Here is a 25,091-nt window from a genome sequence, read left to right as displayed (position 1 = left end):
TATGAGCAGACCAGCCGCCGCACCCGGCAGCAACCGCACATCGCACATCGCACATCGCACCGACCGCATCACACGGGGAGCCCCACATGCGTACGTCCATCCGCCGCCCTGCCGTACTCGCCGCGTCCGCCGTGGCCGCCCTCAGCCTGACGCTCACCGCCTGCGGCGGCGAGGACGGCTCGAAGGACAACGGGGCCGCCGCGTCCGTCTCCGCCGAGCAGGGTACGAGCGGGAGCAGCGGTGGCGGCAGCAGCAGCAACGGCGGCGTGGGCACGACGGGTTCGACCACCACCGACTCCGGCACCACCGGTTCCACGACCACCGGCTCCGGCACCACCGGCTCGGGCACCTCCACCTCCGGCACCACCGGCTCGGGCACCTCCGCCGGCACCGTCGTTCAGGCCGGCGTCAAGAAGAAGGCCACCGCCAAGGCCCCGGCCTGCACCGTCAACGACGTGAAGATCTCCGCGGCCAAGCAGGCGGGCCTGCCGACCACGCACATCACACTGACCGCGACCAACATCTCGGGCCACGCCTGCACCCTGCTCCAGTACCCGCTGCTCGGGTTCGGCGACCTCCCCCAGACCTCCAAGGACGTCCCGGCGGTCGCCAAGAGCAAGCCCGGCACCCCCATCGTGCTGAACGCCGGCACCCCGGCCTACGCGGCCGTGCGGATCAACAACGGCGGTGTCGACGAGAAGAACCACGCCGTCAGCTCCTTCTACGTGAACCTCTTCGCCGCCGACGGCCCGGCCGAGGGCAGCAGGACCGTCGCCGCGCCCAAGGGCGGAATCGCGGTCGACGACGCGGCCGCGAAGACCGGCTACTGGACGTACGAGCTGCGCAACGGCGCCGACGAGTTCTGAGACGGCAGCCCGCGCGGTACGCGTTCGTAGCGGCAGTGCCGCGTACGCACAGGAGCCGCGCACCACATGCAGCAGCGCCCCGGACACTCCCCCGTCCGGGGCGCTGCGCCCTCACCGTGTGCGCGGGCCGGAACGGCCCAAGGCGTCAACGCGTGCTCGGGCGACCGGGCATGTCCTGGCTCCTCGCGGGTCGTTCGACGCCCGAACATCGGGCGGCGGCCCCAACCGGTACTGCGCGGCGGCCGATAGCCTGAGCCGTATGGACGAGATCGACGGGCGGCAGGTCCCCTCGGAGCCCGCGACGAAGGTCCGGGTGCGCTCGGCGGTTCTGACCTGGGTCCAGGACGGCGGACGAGGTGACTCGGCGGGCGATAACTCGGTGTCGTGGGCGGGCCCGTCGACGTTAGCCTGCGCCGCATGACCGAAACCGATCTTCCGCCGCGCCTGACCCGGCTCACCTTCCACGGCCCGCTCTCCGAGGCGCGAGCCGCGCGGATCGTCGACAGGCTCGGCCGGGCCGCCCCGGCGCGGATCCTGGACATCGGCTGTGGCTGGGGGGAGTTGATGCTCCGCGTGCTCGACGCGGTGCCGGGGGCGACCGGGATCGGCATCGACCTCAACGGCGAGGACCTCGCCCGGGGACGCGCGAATGCCGGGGCCCGTGCGCTGTCCGGCCGCGTGGAGTTCGTCGAGGGATCCGCCGGGGAGACGTCCCACAGGCCCGCCGACCTCGTCCTGTGTCTCGGGGCCAGTCACGCCCTCAGTGACGAGGAGCCGCCCCGGCACACCGCCGACGCGCTGCGTGCGCTGCGCCGGATCGTCGCGCCCGGCGGGCAGGTCCTGCTCGCCGAGGGCTTCTGGCAGCGCTCCCCCACCTCCGCCGAACTGGCCGCGATGTGGCCGGACGCCCGTGCCGATGAACACCACGACCTGGCAGGCCTCGTCGACGTGGCGGTGGCCGCCGGGTTCCGGCCGCTCTGGATCGAGACGGCCGGCGACGACGAGTGGGAGGACTTCGAGTCCGGCTACCAGTCGGACGCGGAGGAGTGGCTGGCCGCTCACCCGGACCACCCGCTGGCGCAGGAGACGCGCGAGCGCATCGACCGGCACCGGGCGAGCTGGCTGAGGGGCTACCGGGGAGTGCTCGGGATGGCCTACCTCACGCTGGTCCCGGTGGACGGAACGGTCTGAGCAGACCGAACGGATCGAACGGACCGAGCAGACCGAGCGGTGCCGAGCACCGGGACGACGTGCACGGTCGCGGCGCTCCCGATTCCGGGCACCGCACCGCTCAGCCGCTCCCACGCGGCGGTTGGGCAGTCCTCGATCCGGTCCCACACTCCCGCGTCCCGCATCTGCCCAAGGGCCGTCGGGTAGCGCGGTCGGCTACGCGGCGAAGCCGATGTTGGTGACGTACTCGTACTGCCCCCACTGCGACCCCAGGTCGACGATGGTGTCCTCCCAGGCGTCGTCCAGGCCCTGGTGGTCGCCGGAGGCCCAGGCCTCGACGATGCGGTCCCAGCGGCGGACGTTCATCGTGCGGTACTCCACCATGCGCTGGAGCGGTCGCGGCACCTGCGACTGGTTGAGCGGGTGGATCTCCACCCGTGTCCCGCCGTCGGCGTTCAGGCGCCGGAGGAGGTGGCGGGCGACGTTCTGGCGGCGCACCTGACGGTAGGCGGCCTCGATGCGTTCCAGATTGGCCTTCGTCGGACTGCGCCTCTCGTCCAGCCATGCCTTCAGCGTGCGGTCGGTCACCGTCAGTCCGGCGTCCCTGGCCGCCCGGCGGCTGTGTTCCGTCTTCGTGAGGTAGTGCAGACGCGCCATCAGACCGCGCTTCACGGTCACCGGAGTGACGATGCCGCCCGACAGCTCGTCGAGCTTGCGTGCGACGGCGTCACTGCCCTTGATGCCCCGGGCGCCGAACTTCCCGAAGTCGATGGTCCTCTCGGGCATCTACTCCTCCTCCCCCGACATGTCCCCGGTGTCATCGACGGCATCGGCAGCATCGACGCCCGCGGTGTAGATGTCCTTCATCTTGACCTCGGTCACACCGCGGCCCTCGGGAAAGACACGGTGCCAGTCGCCGATGACGTGGAGCTCGTCGGTGCCCATCGCTCGTACGACGGTGAGTCCCTCGTCGTGGGCCTTGAGGGCCTTCATCCAGAGGTTGGAGAACGCCTGGCTGCGGATGATGTGCATCCAGTCCGGGCGGTAGAGCTCCCGGTTGTAGTTCGACTCCCCCATCGTGGAGACGAACTTCGAGTACATCGCCTTCACGTACTCCAGCGTCACCTCGTCGTCGGCGGCGATCGCCGTGTCCCTGGCCTCCTTGAGGGCGACGCGGAACTTCTCCAGCAGGTTCTCCGTCGCCCCGGACGTGTACGACTCGTGGATCTCCGGGGGCTCGCACAGAGCGTGCTTCGGGCCGGAGAGGCGCAGCAGGAGGCGCAGGGTCGGTTCGGTGACCCACAGCGGGCCGGGCTCGTCCCGGTTGCCGATCGGGTTGGGCAGCACGGCTTCGTGTTCCCACGCGGGCGGGGTGATGAGGTGGACGCCGGCGCGGCGGCGGTCGTGGGCGAATCCGGCGCTGTGTTCCAGCTGGCCGAGCGGGAGGTGGGTCTTCAGGGCGGAGAGGTAGGCGCCGTTGATGTCGAGCGCGGTCACCTCGTGGCGGCCGGGCGGCAGTTCATGACGGGTCCACTTCGGACGTGCCTCCCAGATCCGGTCCGCGCCCTTGGAGGTCTGCTTGCGGAGGATGTCCGGGATCCACGGGTGCGCGACGATGTCGTACCGCGCGCCCTTGCGGGTCTCGTCGAGCAGCCGCATCGCGTCCGGGATCGCCCGCTTCAGCAGCGCCGCGAGGGTCGCCTCGACATCGCCCCGGTGCTCGGCGAGCGCCGCCTGCACGGTCTGACCGATCAGGTCCGCGGGCCCGGACTGCTCCTGGAACGCGCGCTTGGCCGGGCTCCGGGGGCGCTGGGCGGAGTGCGGAGCGGTTTCGGGGGCCGGACCGGTGGACTTCGTTTTGGGCTGCGCACCGGCAGGCTGCGTGCCGGCAGGCTGCGTGCCGGTGGCGGTCGCGGGGCGGCAGTCGGACGGGTCCAGGTGCTGGGCGAAGCCCGCCACCCGGTGCGTGGCCGGTGCTCCGCACAGCACGCACGCCTCGGGAGCGACGAGGGACTCCACCTCGTCCCCGGCTTCGTCCCCGGCCTCGCTCTCGCTCTCGTCCCCGGCTTCGTCCTCGTCCTCCGAGGGCGGCGCTTCCGGTGCCGGCTCGGTGGGGAACTTGGCGGCCAGCCCGTCCAGCAGATACGCGTACTTGGCGCGGATCTCGTCCGACGGGTCGCGGCCGCCCTCCCACGCGCCGACCGTGCTGGGGCTCACGCCGAGCGCTCGGGCCACCTGGGCCTTGGAGAGCCTGGCCTGCTCCCGCAGCTCGCGCCGGACGTCCGGCGGCGGGAGTTCGGCCTGCGGGCCGACGTCCGCGAGCAGCGCGTCGATGGCGTCGAAGTCACTCACCGGAGCGCTCCCTTCGCGGCGGCCGAAATGTCATGGGGCCCGTCGGTGTCATGGGCGTCAGATGTAGGTGACGGGGTTGCGGGACAGATGCGGACTACCGGTCGGGCGGCCGACACGGGGGTCGTCACGCAGGAGCTCGCCCTCAAGAGCGTAACGGTCACCGTGCTTGGAGATGCCGATGATCCTCGCGACCGCGAGGACCGTGCCCTCGGTGTTGATGATCTGCACCTCGTCCTGCGACAGGGCCCGGTCGGCGTTGAACTTCCAGATGCCACGCCCGGCTTCCCACGCCTCGTCCTCGCTCATGCCCCGGCGCCACCCGAGGGTGGTCCGCATCAGACGGTCGTCCGGGTCCGCCGCACGCTCGGCACCGATCTGGATCTGCAGCACCCGCGCACCTCCCGGAGGGATACTGTTCAACTTGTTACGAAGTTACCATGCGCGCCGTCGGAGTGGGGCACGGCGGGCGGCGGTGAGCCCTTCGGCGCGTCACGGAGGAGCCGGACCACCACCCGGAGAAACTCTCGCCATGACCGACGCACCGAAAGCAGTCCTAGAAGGCGGCCCCGACGATCTCCCCGACCGGATCGTCCCCCTCACCGCACCCGGCCCCGGACCCGATATCAAGATCCCGTTCCGTGGCGGGTACGAACACTTCAGGGCCACGGCACGCCACCGCGAAACGGCCGAGGGGCAGTTGCCCGTCTACGAATGGTGGGAGCGCACGGAGGTCCCCGGGTAGGCCCGCCTTCGCTCAGGCATTTTCCGCCGCGCCGCGGGGCAGGAGGCGTCGGCACAGCTCGTCGATCAGTTCGCCGGCAGAACCCGCGAGGACGTCGGGCACGGTGAGGTCGTCCACGATCATGCCGTGCACGGCGAGGTACAGCAGGGTGACATCGACCCGGTCGCCGGGCAGCCCCGCGTCCAGATGGAAGCGGATGTTCTCCTCCAGCGCCACGCGGAAGCTCCTGTTGAGCTCGGCGCCCAGTTCGGGGCGGCGGACACCCTCCAGGCGCAGCTCCATCATGGCGAGGTAGCTGCTGCGGTCGGCATCCATGCGCCGGTAGACGTCGCGCAGAAATTGCGCGACCAGTTCGGGGGACGACGGGGCGGCCAGGGCCTCGGCGACCTCCGCCGGGTCCGGCGTCAGGCGCTCGCGGGTGCGTTCCATGATCTGCCGCAGCAGTTCGGCGCGGTTGGCGAAGTAGTTGGAGCAGGTACCGACAGGCACCTGTGCCTTGGCGTCCACGGCCCGCAAGGTCAGCCCGCGCGAGCCCTCGGCGGCCAGCACTTCGATGGCCGCGTCGAGCAACGCGGCACGGCGGGCCGGGTTCTGACGCATGAGATCCTCCAAAGACGTTGACACCACTTCAGGTGAAGTACTACGTTCAAAGCACTCTAAATGGAGGGTACATCGCAGTCACACACAGGAGTCAACTTGCGAGTTCGTTTCACCGCCCGGCACGGCGCCGGCACCTTCACCGAGTTCAACCTCGGCGGCCGCGGCCCCCAGCCGCTGAAGCCCCGTTCGGTCCCCCGCCCCCGACCGCTCCCCAAGCCCGGCACCCGGCGGTGACCGGGGCGGGAGCCCAACACAGCGCAACCAGGCCGCGGATGGCCGGTGTCGGTCGGCACAACACGACCACCGGACGATCAGTCCGGAACACCGGCCGCTCCGCGGCCGTGCAGTTTCAGGCAGTGCGCCAGGCAGCCCAGGGCGGCGGTGCACAGCAGCGTGCGCATGATGTTGGTCGTCTCCCAGACCTCCTTGAACCTGTCGACGACCGACAGGTCCCCGGCCCTCGCCGGGTCACCGCTCGCGGCGAGCTCGTTGTTCAGAGAGATGTTCACCGCGAACGTGACCGCCAGCGCCACCACGTAGAGCGCGGCGGCGACCCCCGCCCACAGGGCGACCGTACGGCGCCCCTTGCGGTACTCGATCGCGGCAACGGCCACCGTCACGGCGAGCGCGCCGAGAAAGACAAGTGCAAAATGCGGGATGCAGGTTGCGAGCTACGAGCTACGAGCTACGAGCTACGAGAATCGTGCGGGAGGTGACGGGAGCGGACCGGGCCGTCAGCCGCCGCTGCCCAGTACCACGGTCCGGGACGGTGTCGCCGTGGGCAGGACGACCTGCGAAGCACCGCTCCTGCGGTACTCCTGCGGGCTGACCCCCCGCACCCTCTTGAAGGCCGCGCTCAGCGCGAACGCGCTGCTGTAGCCCACCTGGTGCGCCGCCGTGGCCACCGTGACGTCCGATTCGCGCAGCAGGTCGGCGGCCATGGCCAGCCGCAAGGAGGCCAGGTACGTCATCGGCGGCTCCCCCACGACCTCGGCGAAGCGGCGGGCGAGACCCGCCCGGGAGACGCCGACCTTGCGGGCCAGCGAATCCACCGTCCACGCATGGGCCGGATCACCGTGCAGAAATCGCAGCGCGGGCCCCACCCTGGGGTCGGACCGGGCGTGGTACCAGGCCGGCGCACCGGCGTCCGGCTCGGCAAGCCAGGCGCGCAGCACACTGACGAAGAGCAGGTCGAGGAGGCGGTCGAGGACCAGCTCCTGTCCCGGCTCGTCGCGGCCGATCTCCTCGGCCAGCAGATCCACGAGCGGGGTGTCGTCGAGGGCGGCGGGCCGCACCAGGAGGGTGGGCAGGGCTCCCAGCAGCCGACGGCCGATCTCGCCGGGCGCCTGGTACGTACCGCTGAGCATCACGGACGAGCCCTGCCCGAGCGGGTCGCCCCAGGCCCGCACCCCCAGTGCCATCGTGTCGGTGACGTCCTCGCCGACGGTGGTGTTGCAGCGCTGGTCGGGGCCGACGGTGATCTGGACGGGGGTGTCCTGCGCGTCGGCGATCGTGTACGGGTCCGGGCCCCGCAGCACGGCGATGTCGCCGGGACCGATGAGGGCCGGCACCCCGCCGTCCGGCATCACCCAGGCGCTGCCCTGGACCATGGTGGCCAGGGAGATCGGAGCGCGGTCCTCGACACGGAGCGACCAGGGCGGGTCGAAGACGGACTTGAGCAGGAAGGCGCCGCGCGCCTTCGGCCCGTCCAGGAGTCCGGTGAGCACGTCCATGTGGTGATCCCCATTCGGCTTGCGGGTGCGGCACCGGGCAGGATCCGTGCCGATGATCCGTGCCGGCGACCCGCACCGACCGATCCATGCCGGCGATCCGTACCGGCGCTCTCAGATGGTGCCAGGGTGCTGCCTGGCGTCGTCAGACGTTCCAGACACCGGTGGCGGCGGCATCCTTCGCGAACGCGGAGAAGTCGCGCGGCTTGCGGCCGAGTACCTCCTCCACACCGTTGACGACATCGGCGTTGCGCCCGTCGAGGATCAGGGCGAACAGGTCGGCGAACTCGACGGGCATCCCATTCTCCCGCAGGAATGCCCGGTAGTCGTCGAGGGTGACCGGGGTGTACGTGATCTCCCGGCCGGTGATCTGCGACAGCTCGGCGGCCACGTCTCGGAAGCTCAGCGACCGGGGACCGGACAGCTCGTACGTCCTGCCGATGTGCCTGTCGTCGGTGAGGGCGGCGGTGACGACATCGGCGACGTCCTCGACGTCCACGAACGGCTCCACGGCATCGGCGGTCGGCAGCGTCAGGTCGCCGGCGAGTACCGGATCCAGGAAGAAGCTCTCGCTGAAGTTCTGGTTGAACCAGCTGGCCCGTACGACGGTCCAGTCGGCGCCCGACTCCTTGAGCTTGTTCTCGCTGTTGACCGCGCCGTCCTCACCGCGTCCGGCGAGCAGCACCAGCCGGCGCGCGCCCTTCTTCACGGCGAGCTCGGAGAAGGCGCCGACGGCTTCGGCCGCCCCCGGGAACCCGAGGTCGGGGTAGTAGGTGACGTATACGGATCCGACGCCGTCGAGCGCCGCCTCCCAGGTGTCGGGGTCCTCCCACACGAAGGGCGGTTCGCCGTTGCGGGATCCCACACGCACCGGCAGCCCCTGTGCGGTGAGCCGCTCCGCCACCCGGCTCCCGGTCTTGCCGGTGCCGCCGATCACCAGGATCGTCTTCGGGCCGGTCTGCTCGGTGTTCTGCTGAATGCTGCTCTGCTGAATGTTCTGTTCGTTCGTCATGCGGATCAGTCAACTCCGACGCGGCGAGACGAACCATAGCCACAACGCTCAACTACATACGCGTGCGTCTACGCGTAGTCGTCGTAGAAGCCCTGGCCGGTCTTGACCCCGAGGTGCCCGGCGTCCACGTACTTCTTCAGCAGTTCGCGCGGTCCGGCGGGCAGGTCGGGGCGCTCGACGGCGTAGTGGTTCTCGATGTCCAGGACGACGTCGAGGCCGACATGGTCCATCATGCGGAACGGCCCCGCGGGCGTGCCCATGTTGATCTGCCACATCCTGTCGACGTCCTGCGGAGTGGAGACGCCCTCGGCGACCACCTCCAGGGACTCGCGCTTGATGGCGGCCCAGATGCGGTTGAAGATGAAGCCCGTCGACTCCTTGTGCGCCTCGAAGGGGTACACGCCGTAGCGCGGCAGTTCGCGCTCCAGCAGGTCGATGATCGCCCGGTCGGTGTGGCCGTCCGACATGATGTCGATCGCGTTCTGCTGGGGCGGCATGTAGAAGTGCATGTTCAGCACCCGCTCGGGGTGCTTGACCTCGTCGATGAACTGGCTGGTCGGGTACGAGGAGGAGTTGCTGGCCAGGATGGTGTCGGGGTCGGCGAGACGGTCCAGCTCGCCGTAGATGCTCTTCTTCAGATCGAGGCGCTCGGGGACGGCCTCGACCACGAGCCAGGCTCCGGCGAGCGCCTCCGCCATGTCGTCCGTGACACTGGCCCGCCCCGGGAAGCCGCCCTCGATCCCGGCGGCGACCTCGGCCACGTTCTCCGCCACGTAGGCGCGTGCTGCCTCGCCCGCTTCCTTCGACTTGTCGTAGATACGGACCTCACCACCGCGGGTGGCGAACATCAGGGCGATCCTGCGGCCCAGAGTGCCGGATCCGATGACGGCGACCGGACGGTTCTCGACATCGGTGGGAACGGTGAAGGCCATGTTCTTCCTGCTCTCGGGCAGACAGCATGCGTCCCCGGTGCGCAGCCGCCGGGCTCCTCGACAGTCTCGGCCGCTCCCCCGGCAGCAGCAACCGGGGCCGTCCCCACGGATGAACGGTGTACGTGGACGGCCGCGCCCGAAGAATCAGGCGTCACCCCTGAGCCGGTCGCGCTGGATCCGGTGCGCGAGGGTGCGGCGCACGGAGGCCGACACGGTGGCGGCGCCAGCGATGGTGGTGGCAGAGGTGGTGGCGGTGGGCTTCGAGGGGATGTCGAGGCCGCGGCTGACCCTGTCGTACACGTCCCGGTAGCCGACGGGCAGCGTCGCCCGGTGCAGTCGCAGGTCCTCCTCGACGAGGCGTCGCAGTTCATCGACGTTCTCGGGGGTGAAGCGCTTCTTCCCGCGCGCGACGGCATTGACATGGCGGGTGCAGCGGGCGGTGTCGGAGAGGGTCTCCGAGATCTCCTCGGCGAGGGCCCACAGCCGTCCTTCGAGCCATGGAGTGTCGTACTGGTCGAGAGAGAGCTCCATCGGAGGCGTCGGGTCGTCGTCCGGCCGGTACTTCGCCATCTGCTTGGACACGGCGGGCTGACTCATGGCCGCGAGCCGGGCGATCCGGTCCTGCGTCCAGCCGAAGCCGATGAACAGCTTGATCATCTCGGCGCGCAGCTTCCGCATCTCCTCGCCCGCGCGGATGATCTCGTTCATGTCGGCGAGCATCCGCCCGGCCTGTTCCTCGGTCAGCGTCCCGGGAGTCCGGTGAATGCTCTCTTCGCCTGCCATGAGTCGGTTATACACCTCACGGATCCAACTTCATAACCAGGTTGTACAACCTGGTTATGAATGGCATGGTCCCTGCCATGCCCACCTTCTTCGCACCTGACGGAACCCGGCTCGCCTACCGCGTACACGGAAACATCGACAGCAACGGCAACGGCGATGACTGTGCCGACGGCGACGACACCCCGGTCGTCTGCATCCCTGGAGGCCCTGCCGACTCCCGCTACCTCGGCGATCTCGGCGGCCTGTCGGCGCACCGCCGGCTCGTCGTCCTGGACCTTCGCGGCACCGGACGGTCCGCGATTCCCGACGACACCTCCTCCTACCGCTGCGACCGCCTCGTCGCGGACATCGAGGCCCTGCGCACCCACCTCGGACTCTCCCGGATCGACCTGCTCGCCCATTCCGCCGGAGCGAACCTCGCGATGCGGTACGCGGCGCGCCACCCGAAGCGCGTCGGCAGGCTCGCCCTGATCGCCCCGGGCACCCGTGCCCTCGGAATCACGATCAGCGGGGAGGCCCGGCGTGAACTCGCGCGGCTTCGCGGGGCGGAACCGTGGTTCCCGGCGGCGTTCGCCGCACTGGAGGCGATCACCGGGGGGACCGGCAGCGACTGGGAGGCCATCGGCCCCTTCTTCTACGGGCGGTGGGACGCCGCGGCACAGCAGCACCTGACGGCGAGCCGACCGGAGAACGAAGAGGCCGTCGCCCATTTCGCGGCCGACGGCGCCTTCGCGCCGGATGCCACCCGCGCGGCACTCGCCGGCTTCGGGGCTCCCGTACTGCTGCTCGCAGGGGAGTTCGACGTGAACAGCCCGCCCCGGTCGGTGGCCGAGGCGGCCGGTTCGTTCCCCGATGCCGCACTCGTCGTACAGCCAGGGGCAGGTCACTACCCCTGGCTCGACGACGCGGACCGGTTCGCGGCGACGGTCGCGGCGTTCCTGAAGTGATGCGCGGGTACGCACCCGCTCGCGTACCCAGGTGTTGCCGCCGCCCTACCGTTGTGCGAACCGATCGAACGCCGTGTACAGGGCAGCGCTCATGGCGGCGCTTCCCTTGTGCCCGGAGTCCTCGATGACCACGAGTTCCGAGCCGGGCCAGGCGTGGGCGAGTTCCCAGGCCGTGTCGAGCGGTCCGCTGATGTCGAGGCGGCCGTGGATCAGTACGCCGGGGATGCCGGCCAGGCGGCCCGCGTCGCGGATCAGCTGCCCCTCCTCCAGCCAGGCCCCTTGGGAGAAGTAGTGCGAGCAGATCCGTACCAGCGCCAGCATGGCCCGGGGCGGCCTGCCGCCGTACGGGTTGGGCTTGCCGTTCGGCTCCGCGGAGAGGACCGCGTCCTCCCAGGCGCACCAGTCGGTCGCGGCCTTGGCCCGTACCTCCGGGTCGGGGTCGCCCATGAGACGTGCGTACGCCCCGAGGAGGTCGCCGCCGCGGTCGGCCTCGGGGACACCGTCCCGGAATCGCTCCCACGCCTCCGGGAAGAACCGGCCCGCGCCCCGGTAGAGCCAGTCGATCTCACTGCGGCGGGTGCTGGTGACAGCGGCGAGGACGATCTCCGACACCCGCTCCGGGTACCGCTCGGCGTACGCGAGGCTGAGCGTGGAACCCCAGGAGCTGCCGAACAACAACCACCGGTCGACACCGAGGTGTTCGCGCAGCTGCTCCATGTCGGCAATCAGGTGCTCGGTGGTGTTGAGCGTCATGTCGGTGGTGTGGTCGGCGGCATGGGGTGTGCTCCGGCCGCAGCCCCGCTGATCGAACAGGATGATCCGGTAGCGCTCCGGGTCGAAGGACTTGCGCGGGGCCGCCGAGCAGCCCGAACCGGGACCTCCGTGGACGACGAGAGCGGGCTTTCCGTCGGGGTTTCCACAGGTCTCCCAGTAGATGAGGTTGCCGTCGCCGGTGTCGAGCATTCCATGCTCATAGGGATCGATCGGCGGGTACGGGGCCGTCATGTCCGGTTCTCCTTCGTCGAGTTCGTCGATTTCGTCGAGACACAAGCCGGACACCATACACACGGGTCGACCGCGTCACCTGTTTGGCTGGTGACGAATCGCGTGGGACAGTTCGGCGTCTGCACTTCGGCTCGCACAGAGGGTTTCGAATGATCAACAGGCGCACCTTCAGCAAGGCCATGGGACTGGGCACCGGCACGGCAGCCGCCTCCCTGACGGGCCTGGCAGTCGCCCCGCCCGCGTCCGCCGCCGCGCAGAACGGGGCCGGAACATCGGTCGCACCCACGGCCGCCCCCGGTTCACACACGTCGTTCGCCGCCCTGAAGCAGGTCAGGTCCGGTCTGCTGAACGTCGGCTACGCCGAAGCCGGCCCCGTCCACGGCCCCGTGGTCATCTGCCTGCACGGCTGGCCCTACGACATCCACAGCTTCGTCGACGTTGCCCCGCTGCTGGCGGCGGAGGGGTACCGCGTGATCGTCCCCCACCTCCGGGGCCACGGCACGACACGCTTCCTCTCCGCCCGCACCTTCCGCAACGCCCAGCAGTCGGCGGTCGCGCTCGACGTCATCGCCCTGATGGACGCCCTCAAGATCGAGAAGGCGGTGCTCGCGGGCTTCGACTGGGGGCGAGGACCGCCGACATCATCGCGGCGCTCCGGCCGGAACGCTGCAAGGCCCTGGTGTCGGGGGGCGGCTACCTCGTGACGAACCTCGCGATGAACCTGGAGCCGCTGCCGCCCGCGGCCGAGCACGCCTGGTGGTACCAGTACTACTTCGCCACGGAGCGGGGCCGAAAGGCCATGGCGGACCCGATGAAACGGCGCGACCTGAACCGGCTCGTATGGGACACCGTCTCCCCGACCTGGGACTTCGACGACGCCACCTTCGAGCGCACGGCCGCGTCCTTCGAGAACCCCGACTACGCCGACATCGTGATCCACAACTACCGCTGGCGGCTGAGCCTCGCCGACGGGGAGCGCCGTTACGACCGCTTCGAGAAGCAACTCGCCGCGCGGCCGGTGATCGAGGTGCCTGCCATCGCCCTCGACGCCGAGCTCGACCCCTTCACCGCACCGGACGGCGACGCCTCGTACCGCGACAGGTTCACCGGCGCCTACGACCACCGCACCCTCAAGGGCATCGGCCACAACCTGCCGCAGGAAGCACCTGTCGACTTCGCCCGGGCGGTCATCGACGTGGACCGCTTCTGACCGCACCACCCAGGCACGTCACCGGTTTGACAGGTGACGCACCCGGTGTGACTCTGGTATCAGCGATATCAGCCCGGCGCTACGGCGCGATCCGCAACCGATCGAGCGGAGTCCGGCCATGAACACCGTCACCACCGACACTGCGAGTACTGCGAAGACTGCTGGTGCCGCGAACACCGCGAACACCCCGGACGTCGAGATCACGGTGGACAGTGCGGCAGCGGCCCGGCACGAACGGTTCGGGAAGCTGCCCGAGCGCGTGCCCTACCAGGACATGGTCGAGGTGCGGCCGGCCTCGCCGAACGAGTCCGCGAGGGATGCGTACGACCCGGAGGGCTCGTGGATGTCCTTCTCCTGCCTGGCCGCCGACCTCGGCCTGTAACCCCCGCGCCTGCCCCGCGCCCACCGACAGGCCTGTCCCAGGCCCGCCTCTCGTACGATCCCCTCCGCTCGACGGGAAAACCGCGAGGGGCCGCCGAGGGGCTGCTGTTAAGCTCGCGAAAGCGTTGATCGCGTATCGAGGAGACCAGACATGGTGGGTGACGACGACATCTCGGGGTGAGACCCCGACCTGTCAGGCCACCGGCCGATGCCCAGGAGCATCGCCGTCGTGGCCGTTCAGTCGTCCCCTTCTTCCATGTTCCGGGCAGCATTCTGCGCCTGCCCGTGTCTCATTCGAGGTATCTCCATGTCCGACGCCGCCATCATCTGCTCGAACCTCTCCTTCGCCTGGCCCGACGACACCCCGGTCTTCGACGACCTGTCCTTCGCCGTGGGCAGCGGCCGGACGGGCCTGGTCGCGCCCAACGGCTCCGGCAAGAGCACCCTTCTCAAGCTGATCGCCGGCGAGTTGCGGCCCGGCACCGGGTCCGTGTCCGTGGGCGGCACGCTCGGCCATCTCCCGCAGAGCCTTCCCCTCACCGGTGATCTCACGGTGGCCGAGGTCCTGGGCGTCGCCGCGGTGATCCGGGCCCTGGACGCAGTGGAGTCCGGGGACGTGGGCGAGGAACACTTCACGGTCATCGGCGACGACTGGGACATCGAGGAACGCACCCGGGCCCAGCTGGACCGGCTCGGCCTCACCGGTCTCGCCCTCGACCGAACCCTGAACACGCTCAGCGGAGGCCAGGTCGTCTCGCTCGGTCTCGCGGCCCAGCTGCTGAAACGGCCCGACGTACTGCTGCTCGACGAACCGACCAACAACCTCGATCTCGACGCCCGCCACCGGCTCTACGACGTACTGGAGGACTGGAACGGCTGCCTCCTGCTGGTCAGCCACGACCGGGCACTGCTGGACCGGATGGAGCGCATCGCCGAACTCGAACGCGGCGAACTGCGCTTCTACGGCGGAAACTTCAGCGAATACGAAGAGGCGGTGCGGGCCGAGCAGGAGGTCGCCGAGAAGAACATCCGCAACGCCGAACAGGAGCTGAAGCGGGAGAAGCGGGAGATGCAGCAGGCCCGCGAACGCGCCGAGCGCCGCGCGAGCAACGCCGCCCGCAACCTCAAGAGCGCGGGCCTGCCACGCATCTTCGCCGGGAACATGAAGCGCGGCGCCCAGGAGTCCGCAGGCCGGTCCGGCCAGTTGCACTCGTCCCGGGTCTCCGACGCCAAGGCCAGGCTGGACGAGGCAGGGCGGGCCCTGCGCGACGAGCAGCGCATCACGCTGGACCTGCCGGACACCGTTGTGCCGGCCGGACGCACACTCGTGCTCGGCGAGCGGATGCAGGTACGCCACGGCGGCCGGGACCTGTTCGCCGAAGCAGGTGTCGACCTGTCCGTCCGGGGCCCCGAGCGCATCGCGCTGACCGGTTCCAACGGCTCCGGGAAGACCACGCTGCTGCGGCTGCTCAACGGCGAACTGGAGCTGGACGGCGGGCAGATCAAGCGGGCCGACGGCCGGATCGCCTACCTCTCGCAGCGGCTGGACCTGCTGGATCTCGACCGTACGGTCGCGGAGAACTTCACCGCGTCCGCACCGCACCGGACAGAGGCGGAGCGGATGAATCTGCTCGCCCGTTTCCTCTTCCGGGGTCCCCGGGCCCATCTCCCGGTCGGGGTGCTGTCCGGCGGCGAGCGGCTGCGCGCCACGCTGGCCTGCGTGCTGTGCGCCGAACCGGCTCCGCAGCTGCTGCTCCTGGACGAGCCGACGAACAACCTGGACCTGGTGAGCGCGGGCCAGTTGGAGAGCGCGCTGGGCTCGTACCGGGGAGCGTTCGTGGTGGTCAGCCACGACGAGCGTTTTCTCGCCCGGATCGGCGTGGCCCGGTGGCTGCGGCTGGCCGACGGCGGGCTGACGGAGACCGGAGCGCCGGAGACGGGAACGCGCGAAACAGGCACGCGCGAAACGGGAATGCGGGAGACAGGGACGCGCGCAGCGGGAATGCGGGAGACAGGGACGCCCGAGATGTGAGCGGCTGATGTGCCGACCGGGCCCGCGCCCGAGGTGGGACACCACCCGGCGGGCCGCAGCACTGATCACATCAGGTGGACCACCATGTCTCGACCGTCCCTGCTCGCCCACGACGTCGTCCGCACCCTGGGAGCCAGGCGGGTTCTCGACGGCGTCTCCCTCACCGCCTCCCCCGGCCACCGCATCGGGCTGATCGGGGAGAACGGCGTCGGCAAGTCGACACTGCTGCGGCTGCTCGCCGGAGTGGACGAACCCGATGCCGGGAGCATCACCCGCCCTGCCGACCTGGGCTTTCTGCACCAGGAGTTGCCGTTCGACGACGCGTCGACGATCGCCGACGTGCTGGACGAGGCGTTGCGCGAGGCCCGCGACGACCTGGCCGAACTCGAACGTCTCACCGAGCGGCTCGCCCACGTACCGCAGGACTCCCCCGACTGTGCCGAGCTGCTCGACGCGTACGGCCGACAACTCGAACAGGCCCAGGACCGGGAGGCCTGGGACGCCGACCGGCGGGCCGCGATGGTGCTCGACGGGCTCGGCCTCGGCGCGTTCCGGCACGACCGGACGCTCGGCTCCCTCTCCGGCGGGCAGCGCGGCCGGCTGGCGCTGGCCGCGCTGCTGGTCCGGCGCCCTTCGGCGCTGCTGCTGGACGAGCCGACCAACCATCTCGACGACGGCGCCGCCGCCTTCCTGGAGGAGCAGGTGCGCGGTCTGCCCGGGGTCGTCGTGGTGGCCAGCCACGACCGGGCCTTCCTCGACGCCGTCTGCACGGATCTGGTCGACCTCGACCCTGCCGTGGACGGCCCGGTCCGCTACGGCGGCAACTACAGCGCCTACCTGGACGAGAAGCGCGCCGAGCGGGAGCGCTGGGAGCGGCGGTACGCCGAGGAGCAGGAAGAACTGTCGGCGCTGCGCCACTCGGCCGGGGTCACCGCACGCCTCGTGGCGCCGGACCGGGAGCGGCGCGACAACGAGAAGATGGGCTACGGCCATCGCGCCGGGCGGGTGCAGAGCCAGATCTCGCGACGGGTGCGCAATGCCACGCGCCGGCTGGACGGACTGGAGCGCAGGCAGACCGGCGAGCCGCCGCAGCCGCTGCGATTCCACGGCACCGCACTGACCGTCACCGCGCGCCCCGAGGACCCGCCGGTCGACTCCCTCATCTCCCCCGACTCCCTCGACTCCCTCGACTCCCCCATCTCCCTCGTCTCCCTGCGCGATGTGCGGGTGCCGGGCAGGCTCGACGTCGCACGACTGGACGTACCGGCGACCGAACGCCTCCTCGTCACGGGCGGCAACGGTGCGGGGAAGTCGACGTTGTTGTCCGTGCTCGCCGGGCGCCTGGCGGCCGAGGGCGATGTGAGACGGCGGCAGGGGCTGACAGTGGGTCTGCTGGCCCAGGACACCGTGTTCTCCCGGCCCGACCGGACCGGTCGTGAGACCTATGCGCGCTCGCTCGGCGCCGAGCGGGCGGAGAAGGTCCCACTGCGCTCGCTGGGGCTGCTGCACGAGGCGGACCTGGACAAGCCGGTCGGTCAGCTGTCGGTCGGTCAGCGCCGCCGGCTCGCGCTGGCGCTTCTGGTGGCGCGTCCGCCGGAGCTGCTGCTGCTCGACGAGCCGACGAACCACTTGTCCCCTCGGCTGTGCGACGAGCTGGAGGCCGCCCTGGGTACCGGGCCCGGCGCAATCGTCCTGGCCAGCCACGACCGCTGGCTGCGCAGACGCTGGCAGGGCCGCGAGATCCGGCTGCGCTCCGGCCGCGCGCACGGTGACGAGCCTTGCCCGCCCGATCGTCACCTGCCAGAATGGTGATGTGAATCTGGAACATGTCTTCGTATGCGGAAATCCGGCGCTCGACTTCGCCGCGACACTCCGGGCACGGCGCTCGGTGCGGTTCGAAATGCTCGCGACGCCGGAGCGGCTGAGGGCGTGGTACCTGGAATCGGGCATCGTCGACGCGGTCTCCCCCGGCGACCGGGCCGACGTCGACCGCGCGATCGCCGTACGGGAGGCCGTCTACCGACTGGTCACGGCACGCCGCCTCGGTGAGGAGTACGCCGACGACGCCCTGGACGTGCTGAACGGTGCGGCGCGCAAACCGCCCGCCGCACCGCAGCTCACCACCTCGGGGCGCCGGACGGAAGCGACGCCGGACGAAGCCCTGTCCACCGTGGCGCGCCAGGCGGTCGAGCTCCTGAGCGGGCCGGACGTACCCCTGCTCAAGGAGTGCGGCAACCCCGAGTGCACCCGCATCTACATCGACCGCTCCCGTGGGATGCGGCGGCAGTGGTGCGGCATGGAGTCCTGCGGGAACAAGATCAAGGCGGCCGCCTACCGCGCCCGCAAGAAGAGCGCGCACACGGCGGCCGCACAGTAGCCACCGCGCAGGGGCGGCCGGACAGCCCCGGAATCGCGCTGCGGTGCATCGGCGAAGCCGCCACCCGGCGCTCACCACGGCGCTCACCACGGCACGCCGTTTCCGGCCATCGATCTCCCGCCCATTCCTGCTGTGCGGAATCACCAACTACCGCACGGTGAATCGGGGCACGGTGATCCATTCCCCACAAGAAGTCGCGGATCACCGTAACGGCATCCGGTACAGGATGCGTTCTGCACGACTGAAATTCCTACATCTCTTTCTACCGAATGCCCGGCCGTCTCATTAGAGTTCCGATCATGACAACAACACACGGGGCGATACCGGTGGTTAAATTCACCGGCGCTGTCAAGGAGTTCGGTGCAGTGCGCGCCGTCGACGGCCTTGATCTCACCATCGGACCAGGCGAGAGAGTCGCCCTGCTCGGTCGCAACGGCGCGGGCAAGTCGACGGCCATCGGCGCGGTGCTCATGTACATCATGTTCACCAATGTCGGCGGCGGCTCCGGCGGAACGGACGACTGGGCCGTGACCGCGATGGTGGGGCTGGCGGCGTACGGTGCGCTGAGCGCCGGACTCAGCTCGGGCACGGCGGTCGCCGAGGACAAGGCCGTGGGGTGGCTGCGGCAGCTGCGGATCACACCGCTGTCTCCGGCGCAGGTGGTCCTCGGGCGTGCGGTGACCGGCTCGCTGATGGTGCTGCCGGCGATCGTGATCGTCCTGCTCACGGCCATGATCGTCAATGGTGTGCGGCTGGATGCCTGGCAGTGGGTCGTGCTGATGCTGCTGCTGTGGATCGGCTCGCTGCCGTTCACCATGCTCGGGATCGCCAACGGCTACCAGCTCTCGTCCCAGACCACGAACGTCACGAACATCGTCTGCAACCTGGCGCTCGCGCTGGTCGGTGGGCTGTGGTTCCCGATCACCGAGTTTCCGGGCTGGATGGCTTCGGTGGCCAAGTGGACGCCGGGTTACCGCTTCGGCGAGCTGGGCTGGAACACGACGGACGGCGAGGCGCCGAGCATGACGGGCATCGTGGTGCCGGTCGTCTGGCTGCTGATCTTCGGCGCGTACGCGGCCCATGCCTACCGCCGTTCCGGCCGTAAGGCGTAAGCGATAAGCCATAAGTCATAAGTCATAAAACACAGGGCACAGGGCACGGGGCGCAAGAAACCGTCGCTCCGAGGCTGCCAGCAAGGCATACCCGTAAGAAATACAAAGCTCTACCGGCGAAATTACCGTACGCATGACCGCCATGCGCAAAGCACCACGACCCGAATCCACACCACTCGTCTTCACGACACCCGTATTCCGATCCACCGATTCCCTCGCGGCGACCGCCGTTCATTGATTTCCCGAAAGTATTCGGTGACCACTGCAGGATATTTTTCCGGCCACGGAGTGAAAGGACAGGCGCAGTTGGAGGCTTCGGAAATATCGACGGTGTTCCACGCGCCTCAGCGCAGGATCGCCGCCAGCCGTTCGCGTAATACATCGCCGAAGTCCCGATAAGGCTCGCCAGGACAGCCGGCAGGCCTTTTCCTTGATCGGCGCCCCCTCCGGCCCGCCCCGGCCACGACGGCCGACCGCCTCGGCCGAACACCAAGAAGCCCCGGTCCTTCGCACCGCGCGAAGGACCGGGGCTCCGTCACACCACCCCTACGGACTCCGGGTCCCTCCGGCCTCGATTCCGGCGAGGCGTACCGCCGGTACCAGCGACGGCAGCAGCAACCGCCAGAACCGCGCCACCGTCGACGCCGCCAGCCACGTCGAGTCCCGCACCCCGAGCACCTCGAATCCCACGGTCGCGGCCACCACGGCGGTGCCCACGTCCCTGATCTCGGCCCCCCGGCACAGTTCGCCTTCGGCCTCGGCCTGTTGCAGCGTCTCCTCGACCCAGCAGCGCCAGCGCTCCCGCAGATCGACCCGGCGCGCGCGGGACGTCTCGCCGCTCAGCGCGAAACCGACTCGCAGCACCACATCGGCGCGCAGCGCGTCGGCGAGCGCATGGGTGACGTCGACGAGAACCTGCACATGACTCGCCCCGAGTGGCAACGTGCTGCTCGTGACGGCCAGCAACCTGGTCAGCGCCACCTCCTCGACGACGTCCACCAGGGCGGCCTTGCTGGCGAAGTGAAAGTGCAGCGCCCCGTTGCTCACCCCCGCTCGCGAGCTGATCGCGGTGAGCGACGCCGTCGAGATGCCATCACGGTCGAAGACCTCGGCCGCGGACCGGATCAGGGTGTCACGCGTACGCACCGCACGTTCCTGTTTGGCCATCAACTGCTCCGTCATTGCCAGAAGTTGCCGTGCTTGCCAAAGGACAGGCGGCAACTATAACAAACCGTACATGCGGTTTTTGAAGGATCTCCCCCCATCCTCGGAATCCCGAAGCGGCCCAACCCGCGCGACAGAACACCGCGCGCATCTCGATCCACACGGCCAAGAGCTACGCAAACCCCGACTCCAGAACACGCCGGCCTGGCCCGTTCCTCCAAAACAGGCGAATCGGAGTGAACCCCTCCGCTGTTTTTGGGCTACAAGGAGCCAAGAACACTAGAAATTAAACCGGCTGGTCTGTATTTTCGGGCCAAGGAACAGCCCTTACCACACCTCTCGCACCCGCCCAGGGGGAGCAATGTCTGCGAGCACGTTTCAGGTCGAACGGGCAGCGTTCGACAGAGAATTGGCAAGGGGCGCCAAGGCGTCCACGATCAAGCCCGGCGGCTTCTACCCCACCACTTTGACTATGACCGTTCCCAAAGAACTCGTACACCGGACCACTGCCGCTGAGGTCATGCTCACCGACTGGGACCGCGTCGACGACACCCACTTCGTCGTGTCCGCCCAGTGGCCGCGCGGCCACAGCTTCTTCACTCCGGTCGCGGACGGCTACCACGATCCGCTCATAGGCTGCGAGACGGTCCGCCAGATCGGCATACTCCTGGGGCACGCGGAGTTCGGGGTGCCCTTCGGCCACCAGTTCCTCGTCTGGGACCTCGCCCTCTCCGTACGTCCGCAGTATCTGCTGATGGGGTACGAGCCGGCTTCTCTCAGCGTCTCCGTGCACTGCACGGAGATCAACCGGCGGGGCCGGAACCTGTCGGGGCTGCGCTTCGAGGCGGTCTTCCACCATGACGGGAACATCGTCGCGACCGGTGGCGGCTCCTTCTCCTGCATGGCGCCCGCGGTCTACCGCCGGGTGCGCGGCGAGCACGCTCCCGGCGGCAACTGGCACCAGATGCCGCTGAGCAGCCCGGCAGCCCCGCAGAGCGTCGGGCGCATGTCCCCCAGGGACGTGGTGCTCTCCCCCACCGACGAGCAGAACCGCTGGCAGCTGCGGGTGGACACCCGCCATCCCGTGCTCTTCGAGCACGCGGTCGACCATGTGCCGGGCATGGTGCTGGTCGAAGCCGCCCGCCAGGCCACGGCGGCGGCCCTCGGCCGGTCGTCCTACCTCCCGCTCGCCATCGCCAATGAGTTCAAGCGGTACGTCGAGCTGGACTCCCCGTGCACGATCGAGGCAGCCGCGCTGCCCGGCACCTCCCCCGAGGGCCACCGGAGCGTCCTGGTGACCGCCCATCAGGACGGTGCGCTGGTCTTCAGCTCCACGGTGACCGCAGGGTCGCACGGGATCTGATCCGTGCCGAACAGTGACTTAACCATGCCGGACGGCGGCTGCCCACCGGGGCAGCCGCCGTCCTTGTGTCCTCACCTGTGCACCCTCACCGGTCCCCGTTCCCGAAGGCACCCAGGTGGTCGACCGCCCATCCGCGGAAGGTCCCGGCCGGCCGGCCGAGCAGAGCGGTGACCGTGCCGTCCACCGCCGCCTTCGCGCCCTCACGGCCGCGCTCCGCGCTCTCCAGCAGCGCCTCGACGATGTCCGCCGGATAGCGCGCGCCCAGCGCGGCACGCGCCCGCTCAGGGCTCAGCTCCTCGAACCGGAGCGGACGGCGCAGCAGTTCCGCGAGCTGGGCCGTCTGCTCGACCGCGGAGACCGCCTCCGGCCCGGTCAGGGTGTGGGCCCGGCCCGCGTGGCCGTCCTCGGTGAGGGCGCGTACCGCCACCTCCGCCACATCGCGCGGATCGACGCAGGCGTTGGACGATGTCCCGTGCAGGGCCCGTACGACGTCGTCCGAGCGGATGGAGCCCGCCCAGGAGAGCGCGTTGGACATGAAAGCGCGGGGACGCAACAAGGTCCACTCCATGCCGGATCCGCGCAACAGCTCTTCGTTACGGCGTTGCCACCGGGTGATCAGGTCCTCGGCCCGGCTGTCGGCCACCGCGGCGGCGGACAGCTTCACCACGTGCCGCACCCCCGCCGACCGGGCGGACCGGATGAAGCCCGCGTCGTCGTCACCGCCGGGGTTGGTCACCAGAAAAACGGTGCGAACACCACGCAGAACACCCGCCAGTGATCCCGGATCCGAGAAATCTCCGTGGACGATCTCGACCGCCGCACCCGCTCCCGTGACCCGTCCCGGATCCCTGGCCATGATGCGAACTGCCAGGTCAGCAGGGATCCTTCGGACGACTTCCCGCCCGATGGTCCCCGTGGCACCGGTGACAAGAATCATTGGTTTTGCCTCTCTTGCCCGACATTCTCCCGGCCGGTACGGCCAAGGAGGCGGCCTGTAAGATACGAACTGGACGGTTTCTTTACCGGCCACCCGACGTTCACCACCCTGAGGAGGGAGGAGGCAGAGTGGCTGAGCAGCTACGAGCCATCCGTACCCGTCAGACGATCCTTTCGGCAGCGGCCAAGATCTTCGAGGAACACGGGTACCAAGCGGCCACGATCTCCCAGATCCTCACCGAGGCAGGAGTCACCAAGGGCGCCCTGTACTTCCACTTCCACTCCAAGGAAGACCTGGCCCAGGGCGTCCTCGCCGAGCAGGACCAGCGCATCATCGTTCCTCCCCGCGTCTCCAAGGTGCAGGAGATCGTGGATGTCGTGATGCTCCAGGCCCACCGGCTGCAGACCGACCCCATGGTCCGGGCCGGCGTGCGGCTGACCATGGACCAGCTGGCGCAGAACCTCGATCGCAGCGGCCCGTTTCTGCGTTGGGTCGAGGTCGGCCTCGACCTGCTCCAACAGGCGCAGGCCCAGGGCGAGTTGCTGCCCCACATCTCGCCGTCCGAGACGGCCGACGTCATCGTGGGCTCCTTCGCCGGCATCCAGTCCATGTCGCAGGCCGTCTGCGAGTACCGCGACCTGGTGGGCCGGGTCTCCGCCCTGATGCGCCACGTACTGCCCAGTGCGGTGGTGCCCTCGATCCTCGCCTCGCTCGATCTTTCCGAGGGCCGGGGAGCCGCGGTCTACGACGAGGCGTTGAAGGCGGCCGAGATGCGTGACCTGGTCGAAGCGGCCGGCTGAGCACCGCTCGTGGCTGCGGGGCACCGTCAACGGTGCCCCGCAGCCACGGCGCCCTCGGCGAAGTACGCCGACAGCGCCTCCCTCAGGTCACGACCGCCCGGCACCCAGGCGATGTAGCCGTCGGGCCGCACCAGCAGCGCGTCGTACGGCACCTCGGCGGTGGGCCGGGCGCGCACCACATTCAGGACCCCCGCCCATTCCCGGGCCGCCTCCCACCGGCCGCCGACGCCCTCCTCACCGAAGAGCAGCAGCAGCGGCCTGCCGTCGCGCAGCAGCCCGATCACATCGGTCTCACCGTCCGCCGTGCTGAGCACCGCATTGCGCAGGAACGTCCCCGTCGCCCCGTCGCAGGCCCCACCCTCCCGGCCGTCCGGGAGCACCGTGTCCTGGGCGCTGATCAGGCCGCCGAGATGCCCGTGCTCACGGTCTGCCGACAGAATTCCGGTGAACACCCGGCGCAGCGCGTCGAGTTCGGGGCCAGGCCGCATCAGCGCCAGCTGCGCCTGCGTCTGGTCGATGACCTGCCGGGCCACCGGACGGCGCTCCAGGTCGTAGGTGTCCAGCAGCCCCGCACCCGCCGATCCGTGCACCGCCAGCGCCAGCTTCCAGCCCAGGTTGAGGGCGTCCAGCACGCCCGCGCTGAGGCCCTGCCCGCCGATCGGGAAGTGCACATGCGCCGCGTCGCCCACCAGGAAGACCCGCCCCGTGCGGTAGTTCCGGGCCAGCCGCGCGAAGTCGCTGAACCTGCTGAGCCAGCGCGGCTCGTCCATCGCGATGTCCCGGCCCGCGATCCAGGACACCTCCTGCCGCAACTCCTCCAGAGTGGGCGGAAGTTGCCGGTCCGCGTGGGCACCGGTGCAGTTCAGCGTACGGATGTGTGTCTTGCCCTCCACATCGCGCTTGGCCACGATCCAGCCGCGCGGGGTCTGGTGCCAGCCCTTGGTGAGATCGTCCGGCTGCGCGAGCGTGACGGTCCCCATGAGCGCGGACACCGTCGCCGGGTGTGTGTCGGAGGCGATGCCCGCCCGGTCCCGGACCGTGCTGCGGGCACCGTCGGCCCCCACCACGTACTCGGCGAGACAGACCACGCTCCCCTGCGGCCCATCGGCCGTGACCCGTACCCCGGCGTCCTCCTGGACGAGCTCGGTCACCCGGTGCTCGCGCAGGATCCGCGCCCCGGCCGCCAGCGCCCGCTTCTCGAAGTGCCGCTCCAGCTCCGCCTGGGGGCACTTGAGGATCGGCTCGGGCTCGCGCGCGGGAGCCGCGATGACCAGTCCCGGCAGCCCCGCGAAGTGGAAGGCACTCTCCGCCGCGCCACCGGTGTACGGATATCCCTGCCCCGGCAGGTGGCCGCGCCGAGCCAGCGTCTGCACCGCCCGGGCGTGCAGCGTGGTCGCCTTGGGCTGCTCGGACACCTCGGCCCTGGACTCCAGAAGTACGGTGTCGACCCCGTACCCGGCGAGCTCGGCGGCGATGAGCATGCCCACCGGTCCTCCACCGACCACCACGACCTGTGCCCGCACCGGATGTTCCCCCTGCACCGCGACGCCTCCCCTGGCCATGATCCATCCCCGTG

The 25,091-nt window shown here is 69.8% G+C and carries 26 protein-coding genes and 1 pseudogene; 14 read left to right on the top strand and 13 right to left on the bottom strand.

Translation table 11 applies throughout. From position 1 onward, the window contains the following. Positions 1-86 precede the first annotated feature (86 nt). The 3 genes from EES42_RS42675 to EES42_RS42670 all read left to right on the top strand — a co-directional run bounded on the left by EES42_RS42675 (position 87) and on the right by EES42_RS42670 (position 2,057). Entirely contained in the window at positions 87-866 is a 780-nt protein-coding gene (locus EES42_RS42675; protein ID WP_124723592.1) for a DUF4232 domain-containing protein, read from the top strand. Between the two features lie 259 nt (positions 867-1,125). Beyond that, a complete protein-coding gene (locus tag EES42_RS45410; RefSeq protein ID WP_164495566.1) occupies positions 1,126-1,287 on the top strand; it encodes a hypothetical protein in 162 nt (53 codons plus the stop codon). Further along, positions 1,284-2,057, top strand: a complete 774-nt coding sequence (locus EES42_RS42670; RefSeq protein WP_124723591.1) for an SAM-dependent methyltransferase — start codon at positions 1,284-1,286, stop codon at positions 2,055-2,057. Before EES42_RS45410 ends, EES42_RS42670 begins: the two co-directional genes overlap by 4 nt. Before the next feature lie 195 nt (positions 2,058-2,252). Here the strand turns inward: EES42_RS42670 and EES42_RS42660 are convergent, their stop codons facing one another. The 3 genes from EES42_RS42660 to EES42_RS42650 are packed head-to-tail and all read right to left on the bottom strand — an operon-like array spanning position 2,253 to position 4,778. After that, positions 2,253-2,822 carry a transcriptional regulator gene (locus tag EES42_RS42660; RefSeq protein WP_124723590.1) on the bottom strand — a complete coding sequence of 190 codons (570 nt, stop codon included), beginning with the start codon at positions 2,820-2,822 and terminating at the stop codon, positions 2,253-2,255. Next, a complete protein-coding gene (locus EES42_RS42655; RefSeq protein WP_124723589.1) occupies positions 2,823-4,388 on the bottom strand; it encodes a helix-turn-helix domain-containing protein in 1,566 nt (521 codons plus the stop codon). It abuts the gene before it with no gap. A gap of 57 nt (positions 4,389-4,445) precedes the next feature. Then, complete coding sequence (locus EES42_RS42650; RefSeq protein WP_124723588.1) at positions 4,446-4,778, bottom strand: hypothetical protein; 333 nt, start codon at positions 4,776-4,778, stop codon at positions 4,446-4,448. 139 nt (positions 4,779-4,917) lie between these two features. Between EES42_RS42650 and EES42_RS42645 the strand changes: the two genes are divergently transcribed. Then, the gene (locus tag EES42_RS42645; protein ID WP_124723587.1) at positions 4,918-5,130 is read left to right on the top strand and encodes a DUF5988 family protein; all 213 of its coding nucleotides are present in this window, start codon (positions 4,918-4,920) and stop codon (positions 5,128-5,130) included. 12 nt (positions 5,131-5,142) lie between these two features. Here EES42_RS42645 and EES42_RS42640 read toward each other — a convergent pair whose 3' ends face one another. Continuing rightward, a complete protein-coding gene (locus tag EES42_RS42640; protein ID WP_124723586.1) occupies positions 5,143-5,730 on the bottom strand; it encodes a TetR/AcrR family transcriptional regulator in 588 nt (195 codons plus the stop codon). 96 nt (positions 5,731-5,826) lie between these two features. On the opposite strand from EES42_RS42640, the gene EES42_RS45405 reads away from it, so the two are divergent. Continuing rightward, complete coding sequence (locus EES42_RS45405; protein WP_164495565.1) at positions 5,827-5,964, top strand: hypothetical protein; 138 nt, start codon at positions 5,827-5,829, stop codon at positions 5,962-5,964. A 77-nt stretch (positions 5,965-6,041) separates the two neighbouring features. Here EES42_RS45405 and EES42_RS42635 read toward each other — a convergent pair whose 3' ends face one another. From EES42_RS42635 to EES42_RS42615, 5 genes are all read right to left on the bottom strand, one after another. Then, positions 6,042-6,389 carry a DUF1772 domain-containing protein gene (locus EES42_RS42635; protein ID WP_124723585.1) on the bottom strand — a complete coding sequence of 116 codons (348 nt, stop codon included), beginning with the start codon at positions 6,387-6,389 and terminating at the stop codon, positions 6,042-6,044. Positions 6,390-6,464: 75 nt separating this feature from the next. Further along, positions 6,465-7,463, bottom strand: coding sequence for an AraC family transcriptional regulator (locus EES42_RS42630; RefSeq protein WP_124723584.1), 999 nt, complete (start codon positions 7,461-7,463; stop codon positions 6,465-6,467). 142 nt (positions 7,464-7,605) lie between these two features. Next, positions 7,606-8,472 (bottom strand): NmrA family NAD(P)-binding protein, encoded by an 867-nt coding sequence (locus EES42_RS42625; RefSeq protein WP_206433924.1) that lies wholly within the window; start codon positions 8,470-8,472, stop codon positions 7,606-7,608. A gap of 68 nt (positions 8,473-8,540) precedes the next feature. Next, on the bottom strand, positions 8,541-9,404 hold the full coding sequence (locus EES42_RS42620) for a 3-hydroxyacyl-CoA dehydrogenase family protein (RefSeq protein WP_124723583.1): 864 nt from the start codon (positions 9,402-9,404) through the stop codon (positions 8,541-8,543). 144 nt (positions 9,405-9,548) lie between these two features. After that, on the bottom strand, positions 9,549-10,187 hold the full coding sequence (locus EES42_RS42615) for a sigma-70 family RNA polymerase sigma factor (RefSeq protein WP_124723582.1): 639 nt from the start codon (positions 10,185-10,187) through the stop codon (positions 9,549-9,551). A gap of 77 nt (positions 10,188-10,264) precedes the next feature. Here EES42_RS42615 and EES42_RS42610 point away from each other — a divergent pair, with 77 nt between their 5' ends. Then, the gene (locus EES42_RS42610; RefSeq protein ID WP_124723581.1) at positions 10,265-11,134 is read left to right on the top strand and encodes an alpha/beta fold hydrolase; all 870 of its coding nucleotides are present in this window, start codon (positions 10,265-10,267) and stop codon (positions 11,132-11,134) included. Between the two features lie 45 nt (positions 11,135-11,179). Here the strand turns inward: EES42_RS42610 and pip are convergent, their stop codons facing one another. Continuing rightward, complete coding sequence (gene pip, locus EES42_RS42605; RefSeq protein WP_124723648.1) at positions 11,180-12,139, bottom strand: prolyl aminopeptidase; 960 nt, start codon at positions 12,137-12,139, stop codon at positions 11,180-11,182. Positions 12,140-12,288: 149 nt separating this feature from the next. On the opposite strand from pip, the pseudogene EES42_RS42600 reads away from it, so the two are divergent. The 6 genes and pseudogenes from EES42_RS42600 to EES42_RS42575 all read left to right on the top strand — a co-directional run bounded on the left by EES42_RS42600 (position 12,289) and on the right by EES42_RS42575 (position 19,251). After that, a pseudogene (locus tag EES42_RS42600) lies at positions 12,289-13,349 on the top strand (alpha/beta hydrolase). 118 nt (positions 13,350-13,467) lie between these two features. Next, on the top strand, positions 13,468-13,731 hold the full coding sequence (locus EES42_RS42595) for a hypothetical protein (protein ID WP_323138621.1): 264 nt from the start codon (positions 13,468-13,470) through the stop codon (positions 13,729-13,731). A gap of 306 nt (positions 13,732-14,037) precedes the next feature. Then, a complete protein-coding gene (gene abc-f, locus EES42_RS42590; RefSeq protein ID WP_124723580.1) occupies positions 14,038-15,762 on the top strand; it encodes a ribosomal protection-like ABC-F family protein in 1,725 nt (574 codons plus the stop codon). Positions 15,763-15,846: 84 nt separating this feature from the next. Next, positions 15,847-17,574, top strand: a complete 1,728-nt coding sequence (locus EES42_RS42585; RefSeq protein ID WP_124723579.1) for an ABC-F family ATP-binding cassette domain-containing protein — start codon at positions 15,847-15,849, stop codon at positions 17,572-17,574. 1 nt (position 17,575) lies between these two features. Then, positions 17,576-18,139 (top strand): CGNR zinc finger domain-containing protein, encoded by a 564-nt coding sequence (locus EES42_RS42580; protein ID WP_124723578.1) that lies wholly within the window; start codon positions 17,576-17,578, stop codon positions 18,137-18,139. 299 nt (positions 18,140-18,438) lie between these two features. Then, complete coding sequence (locus EES42_RS42575; protein WP_164495564.1) at positions 18,439-19,251, top strand: ABC transporter permease; 813 nt, start codon at positions 18,439-18,441, stop codon at positions 19,249-19,251. Positions 19,252-19,797: 546 nt separating this feature from the next. On the opposite strand, the gene EES42_RS42570 is transcribed toward EES42_RS42575, so the two are convergent. Further along, positions 19,798-20,433 (bottom strand): ScbR family autoregulator-binding transcription factor, encoded by a 636-nt coding sequence (locus EES42_RS42570; protein ID WP_241196961.1) that lies wholly within the window; start codon positions 20,431-20,433, stop codon positions 19,798-19,800. A gap of 454 nt (positions 20,434-20,887) precedes the next feature. Here EES42_RS42570 and EES42_RS42565 point away from each other — a divergent pair, with 454 nt between their 5' ends. Then, positions 20,888-21,778 carry a ScbA/BarX family gamma-butyrolactone biosynthesis protein gene (locus EES42_RS42565; RefSeq protein ID WP_241196960.1) on the top strand — a complete coding sequence of 297 codons (891 nt, stop codon included), beginning with the start codon at positions 20,888-20,890 and terminating at the stop codon, positions 21,776-21,778. An 85-nt stretch (positions 21,779-21,863) separates the two neighbouring features. Here the strand turns inward: EES42_RS42565 and EES42_RS42560 are convergent, their stop codons facing one another. Next, on the bottom strand, positions 21,864-22,715 hold the full coding sequence (locus tag EES42_RS42560; RefSeq protein WP_124723575.1) for an NAD(P)H-binding protein: 852 nt from the start codon (positions 22,713-22,715) through the stop codon (positions 21,864-21,866). Between the two features lie 128 nt (positions 22,716-22,843). On the opposite strand from EES42_RS42560, the gene EES42_RS42555 reads away from it, so the two are divergent. Next, positions 22,844-23,515, top strand: a complete 672-nt coding sequence (locus EES42_RS42555) for a ScbR family autoregulator-binding transcription factor (RefSeq protein WP_124723574.1) — start codon at positions 22,844-22,846, stop codon at positions 23,513-23,515. 26 nt (positions 23,516-23,541) lie between these two features. On the opposite strand, the gene EES42_RS42550 is transcribed toward EES42_RS42555, so the two are convergent. Next, on the bottom strand, positions 23,542-25,077 hold the full coding sequence (locus EES42_RS42550; protein ID WP_241196959.1) for an FAD-dependent monooxygenase: 1,536 nt from the start codon (positions 25,075-25,077) through the stop codon (positions 23,542-23,544). Positions 25,078-25,091: the final 14 nt, after the last annotated feature.

Source organism: Streptomyces sp. ADI95-17, from assembly GCF_003846175.1.
Lineage (GTDB): Bacteria > Actinomycetota > Actinomycetes > Streptomycetales > Streptomycetaceae > Streptomyces > Streptomyces sanglieri.
Note: the sequence above shows the minus strand (reverse complement) of the source record. Positions and strands in the feature narration are given on the sequence as shown.